The following is a 20,741-nucleotide window of genomic DNA, read 5'->3' on the forward strand; positions in this document are numbered from 1 at the left end:
AAGGATGGGGCGGCGGTCAGCCCTCCAGCAGCCAGCGCCCGCCGCCGAGCAGCGAGCACAGCGACACCGCGTGGAACAGGAACAGCCACAGTCCCGCCGGGACGTGCGTCAGCCGGGACAGCTGGTCCGCGTCCGAGTCGCCGGCGCCGCCCCGGAAGCGCTTCGCCTGGAGTTCGAAGGGCGGGCGGACCCCGCCGAGCAGCAGGAACCACACCACCGCGTACGCGAAGGCGGCCTGCACCCGGGCGTCCGCCAGCCAGGACACCAGCACGAAGGCACCGCCGGCCAGGACCACGGTCAGCACGCCGTAGGCGTTGCGGATCATCACCAGCATCACGAGCAGCAGGGCCGTCGCCAGCCAGAGGAGCAGCGTGATGCGGCCGGAGGACAGCAGCGCGGCGCCGCCCAGGCCCAGCAGGGAGGGGGCCGTGTACCCCGCCGCGGCCGTCAGGATCATGCCCGGTCCGTACGGCTTGCCCCGGCTGACCGTGAGGCCGCTGGTGTCGGAGTGCAGCCGGATGCCCGTGAGCTGCCGCCCGGTGAGCAGGGCGACCAGGCCGTGGCCGCCCTCGTGCGCGATGGTGACCGCGTTGCGCGATATGCGCCACACCGGGTGCGGGACGACGACGGCGAGCGCGGCGGCGAGCGTGGCGATCACCACCCACAGGCCGGGGTCGGACTGGGTCCCGGAGAGCCGGTCCCAGAGACCGGCCAGCGAGGTGACGGCGAGGCTGTCCATAGGTCCGAGTGGCTCCCTGTCGTCGTGCGGAGTCTGGCAGTGTGACATGTATGTGCGGACGGTATGCATCGAGTCGTAGGCCCGAGGATCTCGCAGGAGTCTTTGAGATCGAGAAGTGGCAGCCGGAGGAGACCCTGGAGCCGGACTACAACGTGGCTCCGACCAAGGAGGTCTACGCCGTCCTCGACCGTCCTCTGAAAGACGCGGACTCCCCGCGTCCGGTTCGCCAGCTGCGTCGGCTGAAGTGGGGACTGGTGCCGTCCTGGGCCAGGACGCCCGAGGGCGGCGCCCGGATGATCAACGCGCGCGCGGAGACCGTGCACGAGAAGCCCTCCTACCGCCGCGCCTTCGCCGCCCGGCGCTGCATCCTGCCCGCCGACGGCTACTACGAGTGGGTCACCGGGAAGGACGAGCGCGACCTGGAGGTCGAGGGGAAGAAGAAGCGGCCGCGCAAACAGCCGTACTTCGTGCTGCCCGCCGACGGCTCGGTGTTCGCGATGGCCGGGCTGTACGAGTTCTGGCGCGACCGCACGCTGCCCGACGACCACCCGCAGGCCTGGTGGGCGACCTGCTCGGTGATCACCACGGAGGCCGAGCGGACCCCGCTGGCCGTGGCACCGGCGGACGGCCCGGGCACGCTCGCCGAGATCCACCCCCGGATGCCGCTGATGCTCACCCCGGACCGCTGGGACGCCTGGCTCGACCCGGCCCGCACCGACCCCGACGCCCTGCGCGAGCTGCTCGCCCCGCCCCCGCCCGGCCTCATGCGCGCCTACCCGGTCTCCACGGCCGTCAGCAACGTCCGCAACAACGGCCCGGAGCTGCTGAAGGAGCTTGAGGCGCCGGAAGAGGGCACACTCTTCTAGCGTGATCGAGATTGTCGAGACCGACGCCGGGACCGCACGCATCACCTGGCACAAGGCGAAGAAACCCCGGCTCGTCCTCGCCGCGAGCCACGGCGCCGGCGGGGGCATCGAGGCCCGGGACCTCCAGGCGCTCGCCCGGGCCCTGCCCGCGCACGGGGTGACCGTGGCCCTCGTGGAGCAGCCCTGGCGGGTCGCGGGCAAGAAGGTCGCGCCCGCGCCGAGGACGCTGGACGCCGGGTGGCGCGGCATCTGGCCCGCACTCGCCGGGATGGAACTGCCGGTGATCTCCGGCGGGCGCAGTGCCGGGGCGCGGGTCGCCTGCCGCACGGCGGGCGAGCTGGGCGCGCACGCCGTGCTCGCGCTGAGCTTCCCGCTGCACCCGCCGGGCAGGCCCGAGAAGTCCCGTGCGCAGGAACTGCTCGGCACCGGGGTGCCCACGCTCGTCGTCCAGGGCGGCAACGACCCCTTCGGCCGGCCGGCGGAGTTCCCGGAGGGTCCGTACGAGCTGATCGAGGTGGCGTACGGCGATCACGGGTTCGCGGTCCCGGCGCGCGCCGACATCACGCAGGAGCGGGCTCTGGAGATCATCACCGGCGGTGTCGTGGAGTGGGCCGCGTCACTCGGGTGACGGCAGGGAATGACTCGCGACCGGCCACTGTTGTGGCGGACAGAAGTGCTGAGGCCTCGGCACCGACGTCGCAGGAGAGGGAGTCCGCCGCATGGGTTCGACCATCTGCCCGGCCCGCAGCAGCAGCACTGACCTGGACTGGACGGTGCTGCCGGCGGCCAAGACCGCTCCTATTCGAGCGGCGGCGGGCACGGGTCGTGTTCTATCCTCCGAAACGAGTGGGACCGGTCTCGGTCCCGCCCGGGATCTTGAGGAGGTGGGTCCGGTCACCGGTACCGACGCAGGGACCGACAACGGCCAGGCGGAGCAGCCCGAGGGCCGGGGCGTGAGCGCGGAGGAGACCTCCGAGTCCAGCACGCAGCGCAGCGCGCGCTTCGAGCGGGACGCGCTCGAATTCCTCGACCAGATGTACTCGGCCGCGCTGCGCATGACACGCAACCCGGCCGACGCCGAGGACCTGGTGCAGGAGACGTACGCGAAGGCGTACGCGTCCTTCCACCAGTTCCGCGAGGGCACCAACCTCAAGGCGTGGCTGTACCGGATCCTCACCAACACGTTCATCAACTCCTACCGCAAGAAGCAGCGCGAGCCGCAGCGCTCGGCGGCGGAGGAGATCGAGGACTGGCAGCTCGCCCGCGCCGAGTCGCACATGTCGACGGGTCTGCGCTCCGCCGAGTCGCAGGCGCTCGACCACCTGCCCGACTCGGACGTGAAGGAAGCGCTGCAGGCGATCCCCGAGGAGTTCCGCATCGCCGTCTATCTCGCGGACGTCGAGGGCTTTGCGTACAAGGAGATCGCGGACATCATGGGGACACCCATCGGTACGGTGATGTCCCGGCTGCACCGGGGCCGCCGTCAGCTGCGCGGCATGCTGGAGGACTACGCGCGCGAGCGCGGGCTGGTCCCGGCGGGCGCCGGAGAGTCGAACGAAGCGAAAGGTTCGGGCTCATGAGCTGCGGAGATCCGCACGAGACGGACTGCAGTGAGGTCCTCGACCACCTGTATGAGTTCCTCGACAGCGAGATGCCGGACGTCGACCGCGACAAGTTCCAGCACCACTTCGAGGAATGCTCTCCGTGCCTGGAGAAGTACGGCCTGGAGCAGGCCGTGAAGAAGCTGGTCAAGCGGTGCTGCGGGCATGACGACGTGCCCGCCGACCTGCGTGCCAAGGTCATGGGGCGGATCGACCTGATCCGCTCCGGCCACACCGTGCCGGAGCACGACGTCACCGCCGCCACCCCGGAGAGCTGACCTCCCGGTCATCACCCGAACGTGCTAATCCTCAGGTCATAAGCCCCCTGCCCCTCGTTCCCGCCCTAGGCTCCAGCCTGGGGCAGGCGTGGTCGGGGAGGGGCGCGATGGAGGCGGTTCCAGCGAGAGCACGCGGCTACGTGGCCGCCGTCGCCGTGCTGGTACTGCTCTGCCTGCTGCCCCTGCCGACGGTACGCACGCCCTGGTGGGCGCTCGCCCTGCTCTCCGCGCTCTACGCCGGCTGCGAGTACGTCGTACGGCGCCGCCTCGGCGGCACCTTCCACCCCGTCCTGCTCGCCGCCGCGTTCCTGCTGCCGCCACCGGCCGCCGCGCTCGTGCCGCTGCCCGCCGCCCTGCTCTGCCCGGTCGAGCAGCGGCCCGCCCTGCCGCGGCGGGTGTGGCGTGCCGCGCAGCCCGCGCTCGCCGTGTGGGGCGCCGCCACGGTGCACTGGACGCTCGGCGGCCGGGACGCCGTCGTCACCTCCGACTTCCCCTACGCGCTGCTGCCCGCCGGCGCCGCCGTCCTCGCCTTCTGCGTGATCCTGACCGTCCTCGACGGCGGCATCCTGGTCGTCGCCGAGCGGGTGCCGCTGCGCCGGGCCTGGCGCGGGCTGCTGTCGCGCTCGCTCGCGCCGGTCGCCGTGCAGGGGCTCGCCGGACTGATGATGGCCGTGCTGTGGCGCAGCCCGTACGGCCCGGTCGCCGCACTGCTCGTACTGCTGCCGATGTACGTCTCCTGGTGGGTCTTCGCCCAGTACCACCGCGAACGCGCCGCCCACCAGGCCACCATCCGCGCCCTCGTGCAGGCCGTCGACATCAAGGACGGCTACACCCGCGGCCACAGCGAACGCGTCGGCCAGGCCTCGGTGCTGATCGCCCGCGAACTCGGCATGGACGACGAGCGCATCGAGGTGCTGCGCTTCGCCGGCATCCTGCACGACGTCGGCAAGCTCGGCGTCCCCACCCGTCTGCTGCGCAAGGAGGGCCCGCTGACCCCCGAGGAACGCCGCGTCATCGAACTGCACCCCGAGTACGGCCACGAGATGGTCCGCGGGATCTCCTTCCTCGGCGAGGCCCGCGCCGCGATCCTGCACCACCACGAACGCCTCGACGGCAGCGGCTATCCGTACGGCCTGGCCGGCGACCGGATCCCCGAGGCCGCCCGGGTCGTCGCCGTCGCCGACGCCTTCGACGCGATGACCTCCACCCGCTCCTACAGCCGGGCCCGGCCCGTCGAGACGGCCCTCGTCGAGCTGGAGCGCTGCGCGGGCGCCCAGTTCGACCCCCGGATGGTCGGCGCGCTGATCCGCGCCCTGCGCCGGCACGGCTGGCATCCCGCGGTCACCGCCGACGAGGCGCACACGCCGGTGCGGGCGGTGGCCGGCGGGGGGACGCTCCGGTGACCGCCCTGCGGCTGATCCACGGCGCGGCCGCCCTCACCGCGGCCGCGTCCCTCGCCGTCACGCTGGGCACCGGCCTCACGGACCGGGGGATCGCGCTCGCCTTCGGGGTGCTCATAGCCGTCGGCGAGCTGAACCGGTGGAGCGACTCGCAGGCCCGCCAGGCCGCGCCGCTCGCCGCCGCCGGTTCCCTGGCGTACGCCCTGCTCGGCGCCGACGCAGGCCGGCCCACCGCACATCGCGCCGCCCAGGTCGTCACCGTCGTCCTGGTCGCGGCCGTGCTCGGCGCCGTCCCCCACATCTGGTCCGGCCGCACCCCCACCCTCGACCATCTCGCCCGCCGCGTCCTGACCGTGGGCTTCGCCGCCGTCTGCTTCCAACCCCTGTACGACCAGGGCCTGTTCGCGTCCTGGGCCGGTCCCGTCTACGCCCTGCTGCTGATCGCCCTGCTCTGCCTGACCGGCCTGTGCGACGCCGTGCTCGCCGCCGCCCTCGGCCACGGCCGCACCCGCTGGCCGTTCGGCCCGCTGCTGCGCGAGCAACTGCGCGGGCTGCTCGGCATCGGCTCCGCCGTGGGCGCCACCGGCGCCGTGATGGCGCTCGCGGTCGCCGTGGTCGGACTGTGGGCGCTGCCCGTCTTCTGTCTTCCCCTGCTGCTCACCCAGCTCTCCGTCCGCCGCTACGCGGCCGTGCGGGCCACCTACCGGCAGACCATCGCCTCCCTCGCCCGCGCCACCGAGATCGCCGGCTGCACTCCCGCGGGCCACGCCCGCCGGGTCGCCGCGCTCGGCCTCGCCGTCGGCCGCGACCTCGGGATGGCCGAGGGCGAACTGACCGTTCTGGAGTACGCGGCCCTGATGCACGACATCGGCCAGCTCAGCCTCGTCGACCCGGTCCCGGCCGGCGCCACCGCCGCACTGCCGCCCGAGGAGCAGCGGCGCATCGCGCTGCTGGGCGGGGCCGTCGTCCGGCAGACCGGCGTGGACGCGGCGGTCGCCGTCGTGGTCGAGCGGCAGGCCGACCCCTGCCGGGAACAGCCCCTCGCGGCGCGCATCGTCCGGGCCGTGAACGCCTACGAGGAGAAGTCCCGGGACGCCGGCCCCGAGGGCCCCCTGCGGGCGCTGGAGGAGCTGCGGCTCGCCGCCTCGGGGGACTACGCCCCCGAGGTCGTCGAGTCCCTCGCCCGGGTGCTGGCCCGACCGCACGGCTGGCGGGAGACCGCTCCGGCGCGGGACGACGGGAGACGTACGGCACTGTCTGACCCCGTGCGCGGCTGGGTAACCCATGGGTAATGAGCGCCTTCCCCATCGCACGTGGTTGGATGCGAGGGAGAGGGTGTCCGGGGGCACAAGCCAGCCCACTGTGCGGAACTGGAACTGGCAGGCGGGAATCGTGAGGATCTTCGGCAAGGGACGGCACCGGCCCTCCGCCTCCTGGCGGCAGGCCACCGACCGCGCGTTCACGCTCATCGGCGACGGCCGCTACGAGGACGCGGGCGAACTGCTGACACGGGCCGCCGACCTGGAACCCTGGCTGTCGGAGTCCTGGTTCAACCTCGCCCTGCTGCACAAGTTCCGGCACGACTGGGAGCAGGCCCGCGCGGCCGGACTGCGCGCCGTCGCCCTGCTCGACCGGGAGACCGGAGCACCGGACTGGTGGAACGTCGGCATCGCCGCGACCGCTCTCCAGGACTGGCCGCTGGCCCGCCGCGCCTGGCAGGCGTACGGGCTGAAGGTGCCCGGCGGAGCCACCGTGGCCGCGGAACCGGTCGGCATGGAGCTGGGCAGCGCGGCCGTACGGCTCTCCCCGGAGGGCGAGGCCGAGGTCGTGTGGGGCCGCCGGCTGGATCCGGCCCGCGTCGAGGTCCTCTCCATCCCGCTCCCCTCGTCCGGTCGGCGCTGGGGCGAGGTCGTGCTGCACGACGGCGTCCCGCACGGCGAGCGCACGACGTCCGCCGGCCACTCCTACCCGGTCTTCGACGAGATCGAGCTGTGGGCACCCTCACCCGTGCCGACCTGGGTGGTCCTGCTGGAGGCGGCCACGGAGGCGGACCGGGACGCGCTGGAGCAGCTGGCCGCCGACGCGGGGTTCGCGGCGGAGGACTGGTCCTCCTCGGTGCGGCTGCTGTGCCGGATGTGCTCGGAGTCGCGGATGCCGTCGGACGAGGGCGAAGGGGAGCACCTGGATCCGCACGACCACAGCGAGCCCGGTCATCCCGGCCCGCTGGGGCACCGCACGGACGGGCAGCTGTGGGTGCCGGAGCGGGAGTGCGGGGTGGCCGCGCCGGCTTCGCTGGTCCGGGGGCTGCTGGACGGGTGGGTCGCCGACAGCCCGGACTCGCGGGACTGGCGGGACCTGGAAGAGGTTTGCTGAGCGGCCGGTGAGCTGTCGCCTTTAGGCTGTACTCGACTCTTTTGAAGGTTTTGCAGGAAGGCATACGTCGGTCATGGCGCAGCAGGACACCGATCAGCAGCACGCGGGCGTGCTCCCCGTCGGCGACGAGGGGTACGTCGTCGACACGGAGGACTGCGAGGAGCGCGAGAAGGCCTGGCGTGAGCGCGGCACCTCGCGGCCGATCACGGTCGTCGGCAACCCGGTGCTGCACAAGGAGTGCCGGGACGTCACCGAGTTCGGCGCGGAGCTGGCGCAGCTCGCCGCCGACATGTTCGCCAGTCAGCGCACCGCCGAGGGCGTGGGCCTGGCCGCCAACCAGATCGGTGTCGACCTGAAGGTCTTCGTCTACGACTGCCAGGACGACGAGGGCAACCGGCACGTCGGCGTGGTCTGCAACCCCAAGCTGGTCGAGCTGCCCGCCGAGAAGCGCCTGCTGGACGACAACAACGAGGGCTGCCTGTCCGTGCCGGGTGCGTACGCGCCGCTCGCGCGTCCGGACTACGCCGAGGTGACCGGCCAGGACGTCGCGGGCAACGCGATCAAGGTCCGTGGCACCGGCTACTTCGCACGCTGTTTGCAGCACGAGACCGACCACCTCTACGGCTACCTCTACATCGACCGGCTGTCCAAGCGGGAGCGCAAGGACGTCATGCGGCAGATGGCCGAGAACGAGCCACGCTACCCGGTCGTCGCCAACGACTAGCAGGCGCGGGTCCTCGGGCGCCCGGTCGGGATCACTCCCGGCCGGGCGCCCTTCGTATGACCGACTTCGCTCATCCGTGCGTCGCACAACCGATCGCTTACGGCTCTCCGGTGATCCCTAATCAGTCATAGATGGGGGGATTCTCGGCACCTTGGGGTAGTGAGTGGAGCAAATCCGTTCCCATGGCGGTCAGTTGTGGTGCTGAATGGGAACTGCGGGGATACGCAACGGCGCACGCCCGGCATGACAGGAGGGGCGTGCGCTCCTGGCGGCTGAGAGGGGTTTGTTCGTGCAAGCTTTCCCACACAGCACCACAGCGACACCTACGGCGGTCGTCGTGCCACCCTCACTGGCACTCCCGGTGATCGAGTCCGCCTTTCCCCGGCAACTGCATCCGTATTGGCCGCGGCTTCAGGAGAAGACCCGCCTGTGGCTGCTCGAAAAGCGGCTCATGCCCGCGGGCAAGGTGCAGGAATATGCCGATGGACTGTGCTACACCGACCTGATGGCGGGCTTCTACGTGAACGCCTCCGACCAGGTCCTGCAAGCCATCGCCGACTACAGCGCGTGGTTCTTCGTCTGGGACGACCGCCATGACCGCGACATCGTGCACGGCCGGGCGGGCGACTGGCGGCGGCTGAGGAACCGCCTGCACACGGCCCTCGACGCGCCCAGGCATCATCTGCACCACCCGGACCCGCTGGTCTCGGGGTTCGCGGACAGCGTCCAGCGGCTGTACGGCTTCCTGCCGCGCACCTGGAACCAGCGGTTCGCCCGGCACTTCCACGCGGTGATCGAGGCCTACGACCGTGAATTCCGCAACCGCACCGAGGGATACATACCCGGCGTCGAGGAATACCTCGCCCTGCGCCGGCACACCTTCGCCCACTGGATATGGACGGATCTGCTCGAACCCAGCGCCGGATGCGAACTCCCGGACGGTGTGCGGAAAAACCCGGCCTATCGCCGGGCCGCGCTGCTGACCCAGGAATTCGCCGCCTGGTACAACGACCTGTGCTCGCTGCCGAAAGAAATAGCGGGAGATGAGGTCCACAATCTCGGAATCAGTCTCATCACCCATGAGGGACTGACTCTCGAAGAAGCCGTGGATGAGGTCAGGCGGCGCGTCGAGGAATGCATCAAGGAATTCCTGGAGGCTGAACAGGAGGCGCTGCGCTTCGCCGACGCAATTGCCGACGGCACTGCCCCCGGATTAAGTGCCGGTGGCAAGGAACTGAGCACCGCGGTGCGGGCCTGTGTCGGCAATATGCGGAACTGGTTCAGCTCCGTCTACTGGTTCCACCACGAGTCCGGCCGGTACATGGTCGACAGCTGGGACGACCGGTCCACGCCCCCGTACGTGACGAACGAAACGGCAGGTGAGAAATGACCGTCGAGTCGGTGAGGCCGGTGGCCTCCGAGACGACCGAACCGCGCGAGGCGCCCCTGGCGGGCGGCGCCGTACCGGGTCTCGGGCACGGCCTGAAGCTCGTCCGCGACCCGCTCGCCTTCATGGCGGGCCTGCGCGAGCACGGTGACGTCGTGCGCCTGAAGCTCGGTCCCAAGACGGTGTACGCCGTCACCACACCGGCGCTCACCGGCGCCCTCGCGCTCAGCCCCGACTTCAAGATCGACGGTCCGCTGTGGGAGTCCCTCGAAGGGCTGCTCGGCAAGGAGGGCGTGGCCACCGCCAACGGCCCCACGCACCGGCGCCAGCGGCGCACCATCCAGCCCGCCTTCCGGCTGGACGCCATCCCCGACTACGGGCCGATCATGGAGGAGGAGGCGCACGCGCTGACCGAGCGCTGGCGGCCCGGCCGGACCGTCGAGTGCACCTCCGAGTCCTTCCGCGTCGCCGTCCGCATCGCCGCCCGCTGCCTGCTGCGCGGCGAGTACATGGACGAGCGCGCCGAGCGGCTCAGCAACGACCTGGCCACCGTCTTCCGCGGCATGTACCGCAGGATGGTCGTCCCGCTTGGACCGCTCTACCGGCTGCCGCTTCCGGCCAACCGCGAATTCAACCGGGCCTTGGCCGATTTGCATCTCCTCGTGGACGAGATCGTCGCCGAGCGGAGGGCAAGTGGTCAAAGGCCGGACGATTTGCTGACGGCATTGCTGGAAGCGAAGGACGACAATGGCGACCCCATCGGGGAACAGGAGATCCACGACCAGGTCGTCGCGATACTCACCCCGGGCAGCGAAACAGTCGCGTCCACGATCATGTGGCTGCTCCAAGTCCTCGCGGAACACCCGGAACACGCCGAGAAGGTACGGACCGAGGTCGAAACCGTGACCGGCGGCCGACCCGTCGCATTCGAGCACGTCCGCTCACTCACCCACACCAACAATGTCGTCGTCGAGGCGATGCGGCTCAGGCCGGCCGTTTGGATATTGACGCGGCGGGCGGTGACCGAAACGTCACTCGGGGGCTATCGCATTCCGGCCGGGGCGGACATCGTCTACAGCCCCTACGCGATCCAGCGCGACGCCCGCTCCTACGACCGCCACCTCGACTTCGACCCCGACCGGTGGCTGCCGGAGCGGGCCAAGGAGGTCCCGAAGCACGCCATGAGCCCGTTCAGCACGGGCAACCGCAAGTGCCCGAGCGACCACTTCTCCATGACCCAGCTGACCCTCATCACGGCGGCGATCTCGGCGAAGTACCGCTTCGAGCAGGTCACGGGGTCGAACGACACCACCCGCGTGGGCATCACGCTGCGCCCGCACGACCTGCTGCTGAAACCCGTGGAGTGGTGAGGTGACGGGTACGTCCTGATACCGGCGTGCGCTCACGCGGCGTGAGGGCCGCGGAACGTGCGCCGGTACGCGTTCGGCGTGGTGCCGAGCGCCCGCACGAACTGGTGGCGCAGCGCCGCCGCCGTGCCGAACCCGGTGCGCCAGGCGATCGCGTCCACGGTCTCGTCGGTGCCCTCCAGCAACTCCTGGGCGCGCAGCACCCGTTGGCGCAGGATCCACCGGTACGGCGTGGTCCCGGTCTCCTGCTGGAAGCGGCGGGCGAAGGTGCGCGGCGACATGTGCGCGCGGGCCGCGAGCTGCTCCACGGTCACCTCCACGTCGAGGTGCTCCTCCATCCACACCAGCACCTCGCCGACGGTGTCGCACGCGCCCTTCGGCAGCGGCCGCTCGATGTACTGGGCCTGCCCGCCGTCCCGGTGCGGGGGTACGACCATCCGCCGGGCGATCTTGTTGGCGACCTCGGGGCCCTGCTCCTTGCGCACGATGTGCAGACAGGCGTCGATCCCCGCGGCCGTACCGGCGGAGGTGATCACCGGATCCTCGTCCACGTACAGCACGTCCTGCTCGACGGCGATCCGCGGATAGCGCCGGGCGAGCTGCTCGGCGTGATGCCAGTGCACCGCGCACCGCCGGTCGTCCAGCAGCCCCGCCGCGGCCAGCAGGAACACCCCGGAACACACGCTCAGCACCCGGGCGCCGCGCCCGACGGCCCGGCGCAGCGCCGCCAGCAGCTCCTCGGGATACTCCCGCTCGGCATAGGCGGTCCCGGCCGGTACGGCGACGAGGTCGGCCTCCTCCAGCCGCTCCAGCCCGTACGGCGTGGACACGGTGAACCCGCAGTGGGTGTCGAGCGTCGGCCCCTCGGCGGAGACGACCGCGAAGTCGTAGACGGGCAGTCCCTCGTCGCTGCGGTCGATGCCGAACACCTCGCACACGACGCCCAGCTCGAAGGGGTGCACCCCGTCCAGCAGCACGGCGGCCACGTTCTTCAGCATGCTGCCAGTGTGCCTCGCCGGTGCGGAAAATGGTGGCAGTAATTCGAAGGTCTACGGCAGTCCTGCCACTGCCGGTCAGGAGCGTCCGGGACGACAGTGGTGTGCATGACCGGAAACCAGATTCAAGGCCTGATCGGAATGGTCGCCACCCTCGGCATCCTGCTCCTCCTGGTCCTGCCCTCCGCGATCGGCGCGGTGCGCGAGTGGCGCATCGACCGACAGCTCGGGCAGGCCCAGGGGGGTCGCACGCGGCGGGAGGCTCAGAAGTCCTCGTCCAGGTCGACGGTGCCCTCCACCGCGACCTGGTACGCCGACGGGCGGCGCTCGAAGAAGTTCGTCAGCTCCTGAACGCCCTGGAGCTCCATGAAGGAGAAGGGGTTCTCCGAGCCGTACACCGGGGCGAAGCCGAGGCGCGTGAGGCGCTGGTCGGCGACGCACTCCAGGTACTGGCGCATCGACTCGGTGTTCATGCCCGGCAGGCCGTCACCGCACAGGTCGCGGGCGAACTGCAGCTCGGCCTCGACCGCCTCCCTCAGCATGTCGGTGACCTGCTGCTGGAGCTGGTCGTCGAAGAGGTCCGGCTCCTCCTTGCGGACGGTGTCGACCACGTCGAAGGCGAAGGACATGTGCATGGTCTCGTCGCGGAACACCCAGTTGGTGCCCGTGGCGAGGCCGTGCAGCAGACCCCGGCTGCGGAACCAGTAGACGTACGCGAAGGCGCCGTAGAAGAACAGCCCCTCGATGCACGCGGCGAAGCAGATCAGGTTCAGCAGGAAGCGCCGGCGGTCGGCCTTCGACTCCAGCCGCTCCAGCTTCTCCACCTCGTTGATCCACGTGAAGCAGAACTGCGCCTTCTCGCGGATGGAGGGGATGTTCTCGACGGCCGCGAAGGCCGCCGCCCGGTCGTCCGGGTGGGGCAGGTAGGTGTCCAGCAGCGTCAGATAGAACTGGACGTGCACGGCCTCCTCGAAGAGCTGACGGCTCAGGTAGAGCCGCGCCTCGGGGGAGTTGATGTGCTTGTACAGCGTCAGCACCAGGTTGTTCGCGACGATCGAGTCGCCCGTCGCGAAGAAGGCCACCAGCCGGCCGATGAGGTGCTGCTCCTCGGGCGTCAGCTTCGCGAGGTCGGCGACGTCCGAGTGGAGGTCGACCTCCTCCACGGTCCAGGTGTTCTTGATCGCGTCCCGGTAGCGCTCGTAGAAGTCGGGGTAGCGCATCGGACGCAGAGTCAGCTCGAAGCCCGGGTCGAGCAGGTTCTGGAATCGGGAGGTGGCGGCGCGGAGCGCCGTCGTTGAGGGGTGGTGGTCGGGCGACGGGTGGGCGGGAGTGGTCATTACTGGCAGGCCTCGCAGGACTCGGGGTTTTCCAGGGAGCAGGCGACGGCGTCGGGGTCGGCGATCTGCTGGGCGGGGATGGTCTTCTGGGGTTGCGCCTGGGCCGCGCGGGCGATCCGGGTCGCCGGGCGGGAGCGCAGGTAGTACGTCGTCTTCAGGCCCGACTTCCACGCGTACGCGTACATCGAGGAGAGCTTGCCGATGGTCGGCGTCTCCAGGAACAGGTTCAGGGACTGCGCCTGGTCCAGGAACGGGGTGCGGGCCGCCGCCATGTCGATCAGACCGCGCTGCGGGATCTCCCACGCGGTGCGGTACAGCGCGCGCACCTCCTCGGGGATCCACGCGAAGTCCTGCACCGAGCCGTTCGAGTCGCGCAGCGCCTCACGGGTGCGGGAGTCCCACACGCCCAGGTTCTTCAAGTCCTGCACCAGGTAGGAGTTGACCTGGAGGAACTCACCCGACAGCGTCTCGCGCTTGAACAGGTTCGACACCTGCGGCTCGATGCACTCGTACACCCCGGCGATGGAGGCGATGGTGGCCGTCGGGGCGATCGCGAGGAGCAGCGAGTTGCGCAGGCCGACGCCGGCGATCCGCTCGCGCAGCGCGTCCCAGCGCTCCGGCCAGGTCAGCTCGGCGTCGTAGTGGTCCGGGTGCAGCACGCCCTGGGCCGTACGGGTCTTCTCCCAGGCCGGCAGCGGGCCGTTGCGCTCGGCGAGGTCGGCGGAGGCCTCGTACGCGGCGAGCATGATCCGCTCGGCGATCCGCGTCGAGAGGGCCCTGGCCTCGGCGGAGTCGAAGGGCAGGCGCAGCTTGAAGAAGACGTCCTGGAGGCCCATCGCGCCGAGACCGACCGGACGCCACTTGGCGTTGGAGCGGCCCGCCTGCTCGGTCGGGTAGAAGTTGATGTCCACGACCCGGTCGAGGAAGGTCACGGCCGTGCGGACGGTCTCGTCCAGCCGCTCCCAGTCGATGTCACCGCTCGCCGTGTCGACAAAGGCACCCAGGTTCACCGAACCGAGGTTGCAGACCGCCGTCTCGCCGTCGTCCGTGACCTCCAGGATCTCCGTGCAGAGGTTGGAGGAGTGGACCACGTGACCCGGCAGGGCCGTCTGGTTGGCGGTGCGGTTGGCGGCGTCCTTGAAGGTCATCCAGCCGTTGCCGGTCTGCGCGAGGGTGCGCATCATGCGGCCGTACAGCTCACGGGCCGGGATGGTCTTCTTCGCGAGGCCCGCCTGCTCGGCCTTGCGGTACGCGGCGTCGAACTCCTCGCCCCACAGGTCCACCAGCTCCGGCACGTCGGCGGGGGAGAACAGCGACCAGGAGGCGTCCGCGTTGACCCGGCGCATGAACTCGTCCGGGATCCAGTGCGCGAGGTTCAGGTTGTGCGTACGCCGGGCGTCCTCACCGGTGTTGTCCCGCAGCTCCAGGAACTCCTCGATGTCGGAGTGCCAGGTCTCCAGGTAGACCGCGGCCGCGCCCTTGCGCCGGCCGCCCTGGTTCACGGCGGCCACCGAGGCGTCCAGCGTCTTCAGGAACGGCACGATGCCGTTGGAGTGCCCGTTGGTACCGCGGATCAGTGAACCGCGGCTGCGGATGCGGGAGTACGACAGCCCGATGCCGCCGGCGTGCTTCGAGAGCCGGGCCACCTGGTGGTAGCGGTCGTAGATGGAGTCCAGCTCGTCCAGCGGGGAGTCGAGGAGGTAGCAGGACGACATCTGGGGGTGGCGCGTGCCGGAGTTGAAGAGCGTGGGGGAGGAGGGCAGGTAGTCGAGGCGGCTCATGAGCCCGTAGAGCGCGGCGACTTCGTCCAGCGCGCGCACGCTGTCGTCCTCGGCCAGGCCGCTCGCGACCCGGAGCATGAAGTGCTGGGGGGTCTCGATGACCCGGCGGGTGATCGGGTGGCGCAGCAGGTAGCGGCTGTGCAGGGTGCGCAGGCCGAAGTAGCCGAAGCGGTCGTCGGCGTGCGCGTCGACCAGGGCGTCGAGGCGGGCCGCGTGCAGCCGCGCGAACGCGGCGGTGCGGTCGGCGATGAGGCCCTCGCGGTGGCCGACGGCCACGGACTCGGTGAAGGACGTCACACCCTGCGAGGCGGCCTCGGCGCGGATGGCGAGGGTCAGCAGCCGGGCGGCCAGCCGCGAGTAGGCGGGGTCCTCGGAGATGAGCCCGGCGGCGGCCTCCGTGGCCAGTTCGCGCAACTCCGTCTCGTCGGACCGGGCGGACCGGCCGCGCAACGCGGCGGCGGCGACTCGGCCGGGGTCGGCGTCGGGGAGGTCGGCGGTCAGCTCGGTCAGGGTACGCAGCAGCGCGGCACCGGGACCGTCGGTGTCCAGGCCGCCTGCTGAAGCCGGATCTGCGGGCGCGATGGTCACGTGGGGCTCTCCCTCGCTCGGCACGGGGGCCTTGTGGAGGGCAGGGGCAGCCACGAGCGCGCACGCGTCGCGTCCACCGGCCCATTCCACGAGGCCCGGACGTCGGAAGGCACCCGGGCCGGACGGCCGGGCGCGTGCTGCCGGCAGGTCCTCGGACTGACTCCTGCGCGCGGATACGCACAAGTACACCGTTGCGGGACAGTTCCGGATTCGCACCGGATTCCCCTGCGACGACAGCGAGGATGAGCATACATCTAGTGCCGGGCTGCCGTGACACCCCCAGATGTTGTGTCTGTTGTGTGTCGCGCTGGCTTCAGAGCGTCAACTTGTGTATGACGGGGGACATGCGGAACGGGCCGCCGTCATGCTCGATGTCGGCGGCCCGCTGCGGGATGTGTCCGGTGTACGACGTGCTTCAGGGTGTACGGGTGTGCCTCAGTGAGCGGCGCCCGCCAGCTCCGTCTCGACGCCCGGGTCGCCCGCGTCCGCCGTGTAGTCCTCCGGGCGGGTCTCGTCCACGCCCTCGGGGGCCTTCAGCGCACGCAGAACCAGCGTCAGGACCACGGTGACGACGACGTTCAGGACGAACGCCGTCATGCCGATGTAGCCGATCTCGCCGATGCCGGGGATCTCCTTCGCCGAGCCGCCGAAGTGCTTCTGGGTCGGCGAGGCGACCCCGTACGCGGCGACCGTGCCGTAGACCATGCCGACCGCCCAGCCGGCGAGCAGCGCCCAGCGGTGGAACCAGCGGGTGAACAGGCCGCCGACCAGGGCCGGGAAGGTCTGCAGGATCCAGATACCGCCCAGCAGCTGGAAGTTGATGGCGACCGTCTTGTCCATGGTGAGGACGAAGACCAGGGCGCCGACCTTCACCAGCAGGGAGACCAGCTTGGAGACCTGGGCCTCCTGCTTCGGCGTGGCGTCCGGCTTGATGAAGTCCCGGTAGATGTTGCGGGTGAAGAGGTTCGCCGCCGCGATCGACATGATGGCCGCGGGCACGAGTGCGCCGATGCCGATGGCGGCGAAGGCCACGCCCGCGAACCAGCTCGGGAACATGTCCTCGAACAGCTGCGGGATCGCCAACTGCCCGTTGGTGACCTTGACTCCGGCCGCGATCGCCATGAAGCCCAGCAGGGCGAGCAGGCCGAGCATCAGGGAGTACAGCGGCAGGATCGTGGTGTTGCGGCGGATCACCTCACGGCTCTTGGACGACAGGGTCGCGGTGATCGAGTGCGGGTACATGAACAGGGCGAGGGCCGAGCCGAGGGCCAGCGTTGCGTACGTCCACTGGCCCGCCTCCGGGGGCGCGAGCGCACCGCGCGGCTTGCCCGTCGCCGGACTGACCTGGCTGAACGCATGACCGGCCTTGGCGAAGATGTCGTCGAAGCCGCCCAGCTTGATCGGGATGTAGATGATCGCCACCGCGATGACGAGGTAGATCAGGCCGTCCTTGACGAACGCGATCAGGGCGGGCGCGCGCAGCCCGGACGAGTACGTGTACGCGGCGAGCACACCGAAGGCGATCAGCAACGGCAGGTCCCGGACGAACCAGTTGCCGCTGCTGTCCCCGCCGACGCCCATCACGTCCAGCACGGCCTGGATGCCGACGAGCTGGAGCGCGATGTACGGCATCGTCGCGAGGATGCCGGTCAGCGCCACCGCCAGCGACAGACCCTTGGAGCCGAACCGGCCGCGCACGAAGTCCGAGGTCGTCACATAGCCGTGCTTGTGGGACACCGACCACAGGCGGGGCAGGAACGTGAAGATCAGCGGGTAGACGAGGATCGTGTACGGCACCGCGAAGAAGCCGGACGCGCCCGCCGCGTAGATCGCCGCCGGTACGGCGACGAAGGTGTACGCCGTGTACAGGTCACCGCCGAGCAGGAACCAGGTGATCCAGGTGCCGAACGACCGCCCGCCCAGGCCCCATTCGTCCAGCGAGTGCTCGTTCTCGGCCCTGCGCCAGCGGGCGGCGAGGAAGCCCATGACCGTGACGGCCAGGAAGAAGAAGATGAAGACGCCGAGCGCGACGCCGTTGACGCCGTTCTTCACTGCGCCGCACCTCCCTTCTGGGCGGCACGGGCGCGCTGGTCACGCTGCCACAGCTTGTACGCCGTCATCGTGAGCGCCGTGGAGATCAGCACCCAGAGCATCTGGTACCAGTAGAAGAAGGGGATGCCGATGAACGTGGGGTCGGTCTTGGCGTACGAGCCGACCCACAGCATCGCCACGAAGGGTGCGACGAGGCACACGCCGATGATCACGCGGACCGGTGTCACCACCGGTGGTCTCACTTCTGGTGCTTCGGACATGCCACGGATCTCCGTCCCCTCGCTGATCACCTGTGTAATGCGCAGGCAATCTAGGTGACGGTGTCACGGCAGTGGAAGACCTCGTCCGCATATCGGTATATCGATTCGGCGACGCCCACCGGCCCCGCCCCCGGCGGGAGTTACTCGACGGGCCGCTTCAGCCGCGCGACGAACTTGTAGCGGTCCCCGCGGTACACCGAGCGCACCCACTCCACCGGCTTGCCCTCGCGGTCCAGGGAGTGGCGGGAGAGCATCAGCATCGGCAGGCCCACGTCGGTGCCGAGCAGGCCCGCCTCGCGCGGGGTGGCCAGGGAGGTCTCGATGGTCTCCTCGGCCTCGGCGAGGTGGACGTCGTAGACCTCGGCGAGCGCGGTGTAGAGCGAGGTGTACTTCGCCAGGGAGCGGCGCAGGGCCGGGAAGCGCTTGGCGCTCAGATGCGTGGTCTCGATCGCCATCGGCTCGCCGTTGGCCATGCGCAGCCGCTCGATGCGCAGCACGCGCCCGCCGGCCGTGATGTCCAGCAGCCCGGCGAGCCGGTCGTCCGCCGTGATGTACCCGACGTCCAGCAGCTGCGAGGTCGGCTCCAGGCCCTGGGCGCGCATGTCCTCGGTGTAGGAGGTGAGCTGGAGCGCCTGGGAGACCTTGGGCTTGGCGACGAAGGTGCCCTTGCCCTGGATCCGCTCCAGCCGGCCCTCGACGACCAGCTCCTGGAGGGCCTGGCGGACGGTCGTGCGGGAGGTGTCGAACTCGGCCGCCAGTGTGCGCTCGGGCGGGACGGGAGTGCCCGGCGCCTGCGTCTGCGTCATGTCGAGCAGGTGCTTCTTCAAGCGGTAGTACTTGGGCACGCGTGCCGTACGGACGGTGCTGCCGGTCTCGTTCTCCGCACTGCTCACGTCGGTGCTCATGCCCTGCCTTCCCGGCTCCGGATGCCGAAAGCGACCGACTGACATCGGCCACGGCTCACATCGTGGCACGGCTTCTTGTGTCCGGAGTCCACCCGCACGCCCCGCGATCTCCTCTGTATACCGTCGCACCCCTGGTTGGTCTAGTCCATCACCCGGCCCTGCCGCTAGATCCCCTGCCAGTCCGGCTTGTTGGCGTAGGTGTGGCGGAAGTAGTCGGCGAGCTTCAGCTTGGACGCGGCCGCCTCGTCGACCACCACCGTCGCGTGCGCGTGCAGCTGGAGCGCGGAGGCCGGGCAGACCGCGGCGACCGGGCCCTCGACGGTCGCGGCCACCGCGTCCGCCTTGCCCTCGCCCGTCGCGAGCAGCACCAGGTGCCGGGCCTCCAGGATGGTGCCGATGCCCTGGGTCATGACGTGCTGGGGGACCTGGCCGATGTCGCCGTCGAAGAAGCGGGCGTTGTCGACCCGGGTCTGCTCGGTCAGGGTCTTGATCCGGGTGCGCGAGGCGAGCGAGGAGCACGGCTCGTTGAAGCCGATGTGCCCGTCGGTGCCGATGCCGAGCAGCTGGAGGTCCACCCCGCCGGCCGTGGCGAGCGCGCGGTCGTACTCCTCGCACGCCGTCTGGACGTCCTCGGCGGTGCCGTCGGGGCCGAGGAACGCGTCCATGCCGATGCCGAGCGGCTCCAGCACCTCGCGGCGCAGCACCGAGCGGTAGGACTCGGGGTGCTCGGCGGGCAGCCCCACGTACTCGTCGAGCTGGGCGATCCGCGCCCGCGAGGCGTCCACGGCGCCGGAGCGCACCTTCGCGGTCAGCGCCTGGTAGATGGGCAGCGGGGTGGAGCCGGTGGCCACGCCGAGCAGGGCGTCGGGCTTGCGTCGCAGCAGCTGCGTCATGGCCTCGGCGATCAGCTCGCCGCCCGCCGCGGCGTCCGGAACGATGACAACTTCCACGCTGGGCCTGCCGTTCTGAAGTGGGCTCGAAGTGGGCTCTGTGCGCCTCTATGTGGTTTAGACCAATCTAACAGAATCGCCGTTCGACGGTGTGGGAAAGGGGGGCGGAAGCTCCGGGGAACGTTCGGGTGGGGCGTCACGGCGCTCCGTGCGTGCCCTGACGGCGGGGTCAATTTTCTAGGGACCGCTATAAAATGCCTGTCATGGTGACGGGTCGCGACACGAAAGCGCAGGCGGGCGACGGCAGGACGCGCGGTCGGCCGCGCTCCTTCGACCGGGACGCCGCGCTGGAGAAGGCGCTCATGGCCTTCTGGGAGCACGGGTACGAGGCCACCTCGGTCTCCGATCTCACCCGGACCATGGGCATCGGGGCGCCGAGTCTCTACGCGGCCTTCGGCGACAAGCGGAGCCTGTTTGAGGAGGTCGTCCGCGTCTACACGGACACGCACGGCGGCTTCGGCGACCGCGCGCTCGCCGAGGAGCCCACCGCCCGCGGCGCCGTCGCCCGCACGCTGCGCGAGGCCGCCACCGAGTACACCGACCCCGCCCACCCCTTCGGCTGTCTGGTCGTGCACGCCGCGACCAACTGCACCAGCCCCGAGGTGGAGCGGCTGCTGCGCGAGCGGCGCAATGCCGGCGTCGCGGCCCTGGCCTCCCGGATCCGGGCGGACGTCGCGGCGGGGGTGCTCCCGGCCGGCACCGACGCCGCCGCCCTCGCCCGGCACACCGGCGCGATGATCCAGGGCATGTCCCAGCAGGCGCGCGACGGGGCGAGCCGGGAGGAACTGGAAGCTCTCGCGGAAATTGCCATGACCATCTGGCCCCAAGACTGAGCCCGGCGGGCTAGGCTGCGTGCTGCGTGGCATCGAGTGCCATCAGGTGTGTGTATCGAGTGCCATCGCTCGTGCGTGCCGACAAGACCATGGACACATCCTTGTGGTCTAGTCCACAATTCCAAGAGAACACAAAAGCCTCCGCCTTCCCCGCACAGGAGGGCGGATCGAGGAACCGGCGCTCTCTGCCCTGACTGCCCCGGCTCCTCGACCTTCGGCCGGCCGGGACCGCACACCCCGCGGCCGATGATGCTCCGGGCTGCGGTGCCGGGAGGGTTGAGGGTCCCTTCCAGGCGCCGCGGCCC

Annotated in this window: 20 protein-coding genes and 1 riboswitch; of the genes, 12 read left to right on the top strand and 8 right to left on the bottom strand. The window is 70.5% G+C overall.

What is annotated here, in order from left to right; translation table 11 throughout:
• Positions 1-16: 16 nt before the first annotated feature.
• Complete coding sequence (locus tag ACZ4MF_RS17140) at positions 17-739, bottom strand: M50 family metallopeptidase (RefSeq protein WP_467492793.1); 723 nt, start codon at positions 737-739, stop codon at positions 17-19.
• A 50-nt stretch (positions 740-789) separates the two neighbouring features.
• Here ACZ4MF_RS17140 and ACZ4MF_RS17145 point away from each other — a divergent pair, with 50 nt between their 5' ends.
• From ACZ4MF_RS17145 to ACZ4MF_RS17190, 10 genes are all read left to right on the top strand, one after another.
• A complete protein-coding gene (locus tag ACZ4MF_RS17145) occupies positions 790-1,605 on the top strand; it encodes an SOS response-associated peptidase (protein WP_356028965.1) in 816 nt (271 codons plus the stop codon).
• Position 1,606: 1 nt separating this feature from the next.
• On the top strand, positions 1,607-2,233 hold the full coding sequence (locus ACZ4MF_RS17150) for an alpha/beta hydrolase family protein (protein ID WP_467492794.1): 627 nt from the start codon (positions 1,607-1,609) through the stop codon (positions 2,231-2,233).
• Between the two features lie 256 nt (positions 2,234-2,489).
• Entirely contained in the window at positions 2,490-3,185 is a 696-nt protein-coding gene (sigR, locus tag ACZ4MF_RS17155) for an RNA polymerase sigma factor SigR (RefSeq protein ID WP_467492833.1), read from the top strand.
• Positions 3,182-3,484, top strand: coding sequence for a mycothiol system anti-sigma-R factor (gene rsrA, locus ACZ4MF_RS17160; protein ID WP_467492795.1), 303 nt, complete (start codon positions 3,182-3,184; stop codon positions 3,482-3,484). Before sigR ends, rsrA begins: the two co-directional genes overlap by 4 nt.
• Before the next feature lie 107 nt (positions 3,485-3,591).
• Entirely contained in the window at positions 3,592-4,887 is a 1,296-nt protein-coding gene (locus ACZ4MF_RS17165; protein WP_467492796.1) for an HD-GYP domain-containing protein, read from the top strand.
• Complete coding sequence (locus ACZ4MF_RS17170) at positions 4,884-6,176, top strand: HD-GYP domain-containing protein (RefSeq protein ID WP_467492797.1); 1,293 nt, start codon at positions 4,884-4,886, stop codon at positions 6,174-6,176. Before ACZ4MF_RS17165 ends, ACZ4MF_RS17170 begins: the two co-directional genes overlap by 4 nt.
• Positions 6,177-6,276: 100 nt before the next feature.
• The gene (locus ACZ4MF_RS17175) at positions 6,277-7,257 is read left to right on the top strand and encodes a hypothetical protein (RefSeq protein WP_467492798.1); all 981 of its coding nucleotides are present in this window, start codon (positions 6,277-6,279) and stop codon (positions 7,255-7,257) included.
• A gap of 73 nt (positions 7,258-7,330) precedes the next feature.
• Positions 7,331-7,981: a peptide deformylase gene (gene def / locus ACZ4MF_RS17180; protein ID WP_467492799.1), complete on the top strand. Its 651-nt coding sequence runs from the start codon at positions 7,331-7,333 to the stop codon at positions 7,979-7,981.
• A 289-nt stretch (positions 7,982-8,270) separates the two neighbouring features.
• Complete coding sequence (gene cyc1 / locus ACZ4MF_RS17185) at positions 8,271-9,371, top strand: epi-isozizaene synthase (RefSeq protein ID WP_467492800.1); 1,101 nt, start codon at positions 8,271-8,273, stop codon at positions 9,369-9,371.
• Positions 9,368-10,738, top strand: coding sequence for a bifunctional albaflavenone monooxygenase/terpene synthase (locus tag ACZ4MF_RS17190; protein WP_467492801.1), 1,371 nt, complete (start codon positions 9,368-9,370; stop codon positions 10,736-10,738). Before cyc1 ends, ACZ4MF_RS17190 begins: the two co-directional genes overlap by 4 nt.
• 32 nt (positions 10,739-10,770) lie before the next feature.
• On the opposite strand, the gene ACZ4MF_RS17195 is transcribed toward ACZ4MF_RS17190, so the two are convergent.
• On the bottom strand, positions 10,771-11,733 hold the full coding sequence (locus ACZ4MF_RS17195) for a GlxA family transcriptional regulator (RefSeq protein ID WP_467492802.1): 963 nt from the start codon (positions 11,731-11,733) through the stop codon (positions 10,771-10,773).
• A 105-nt stretch (positions 11,734-11,838) separates the two neighbouring features.
• Between ACZ4MF_RS17195 and ACZ4MF_RS17200 the strand changes: the two genes are divergently transcribed.
• Positions 11,839-12,081 carry a hypothetical protein gene (locus ACZ4MF_RS17200; protein WP_467492803.1) on the top strand — a complete coding sequence of 81 codons (243 nt, stop codon included), beginning with the start codon at positions 11,839-11,841 and terminating at the stop codon, positions 12,079-12,081.
• On the opposite strand, the gene ACZ4MF_RS17205 is transcribed toward ACZ4MF_RS17200, so the two are convergent.
• From ACZ4MF_RS17205 to nagB, 6 genes are all read right to left on the bottom strand, one after another.
• On the bottom strand, positions 11,994-12,950 hold the full coding sequence (locus ACZ4MF_RS17205; protein WP_467492834.1) for a ribonucleotide-diphosphate reductase subunit beta: 957 nt from the start codon (positions 12,948-12,950) through the stop codon (positions 11,994-11,996). The two genes, ACZ4MF_RS17200 and ACZ4MF_RS17205, sit on opposite strands and share 88 nt — an antisense overlap.
• A 116-nt stretch (positions 12,951-13,066) precedes the next feature.
• Entirely contained in the window at positions 13,067-15,436 is a 2,370-nt protein-coding gene (locus tag ACZ4MF_RS17210; RefSeq protein WP_467492804.1) for a ribonucleoside-diphosphate reductase subunit alpha, read from the bottom strand.
• A 125-nt stretch (positions 15,437-15,561) separates the two neighbouring features.
• Positions 15,562-15,721: riboswitch (cobalamin riboswitch) on the bottom strand.
• Between the two features lie 150 nt (positions 15,722-15,871).
• Positions 15,872-17,488: a monocarboxylate uptake permease MctP gene (mctP, locus tag ACZ4MF_RS17215; protein WP_467492805.1), complete on the bottom strand. Its 1,617-nt coding sequence runs from the start codon at positions 17,486-17,488 to the stop codon at positions 15,872-15,874.
• Positions 17,485-17,748 carry a DUF3311 domain-containing protein gene (locus ACZ4MF_RS17220; protein WP_356028936.1) on the bottom strand — a complete coding sequence of 88 codons (264 nt, stop codon included), beginning with the start codon at positions 17,746-17,748 and terminating at the stop codon, positions 17,485-17,487. Before ACZ4MF_RS17220 ends, mctP begins: the two co-directional genes overlap by 4 nt.
• 140 nt (positions 17,749-17,888) lie before the next feature.
• Complete coding sequence (locus ACZ4MF_RS17225) at positions 17,889-18,653, bottom strand: GntR family transcriptional regulator (RefSeq protein ID WP_467492806.1); 765 nt, start codon at positions 18,651-18,653, stop codon at positions 17,889-17,891.
• A gap of 164 nt (positions 18,654-18,817) precedes the next feature.
• Positions 18,818-19,603 (bottom strand): glucosamine-6-phosphate deaminase, encoded by a 786-nt coding sequence (nagB, locus tag ACZ4MF_RS17230; RefSeq protein ID WP_467492807.1) that lies wholly within the window; start codon positions 19,601-19,603, stop codon positions 18,818-18,820.
• Positions 19,604-19,806: 203 nt separating this feature from the next.
• Here nagB and ACZ4MF_RS17235 point away from each other — a divergent pair, with 203 nt between their 5' ends.
• Positions 19,807-20,436, top strand: coding sequence for a TetR/AcrR family transcriptional regulator (locus ACZ4MF_RS17235; RefSeq protein WP_467492808.1), 630 nt, complete (start codon positions 19,807-19,809; stop codon positions 20,434-20,436).
• Positions 20,437-20,741 lie beyond the last annotated feature (305 nt).

Source organism: Streptomyces sp. NPDC025793 (genome assembly GCF_055558375.1).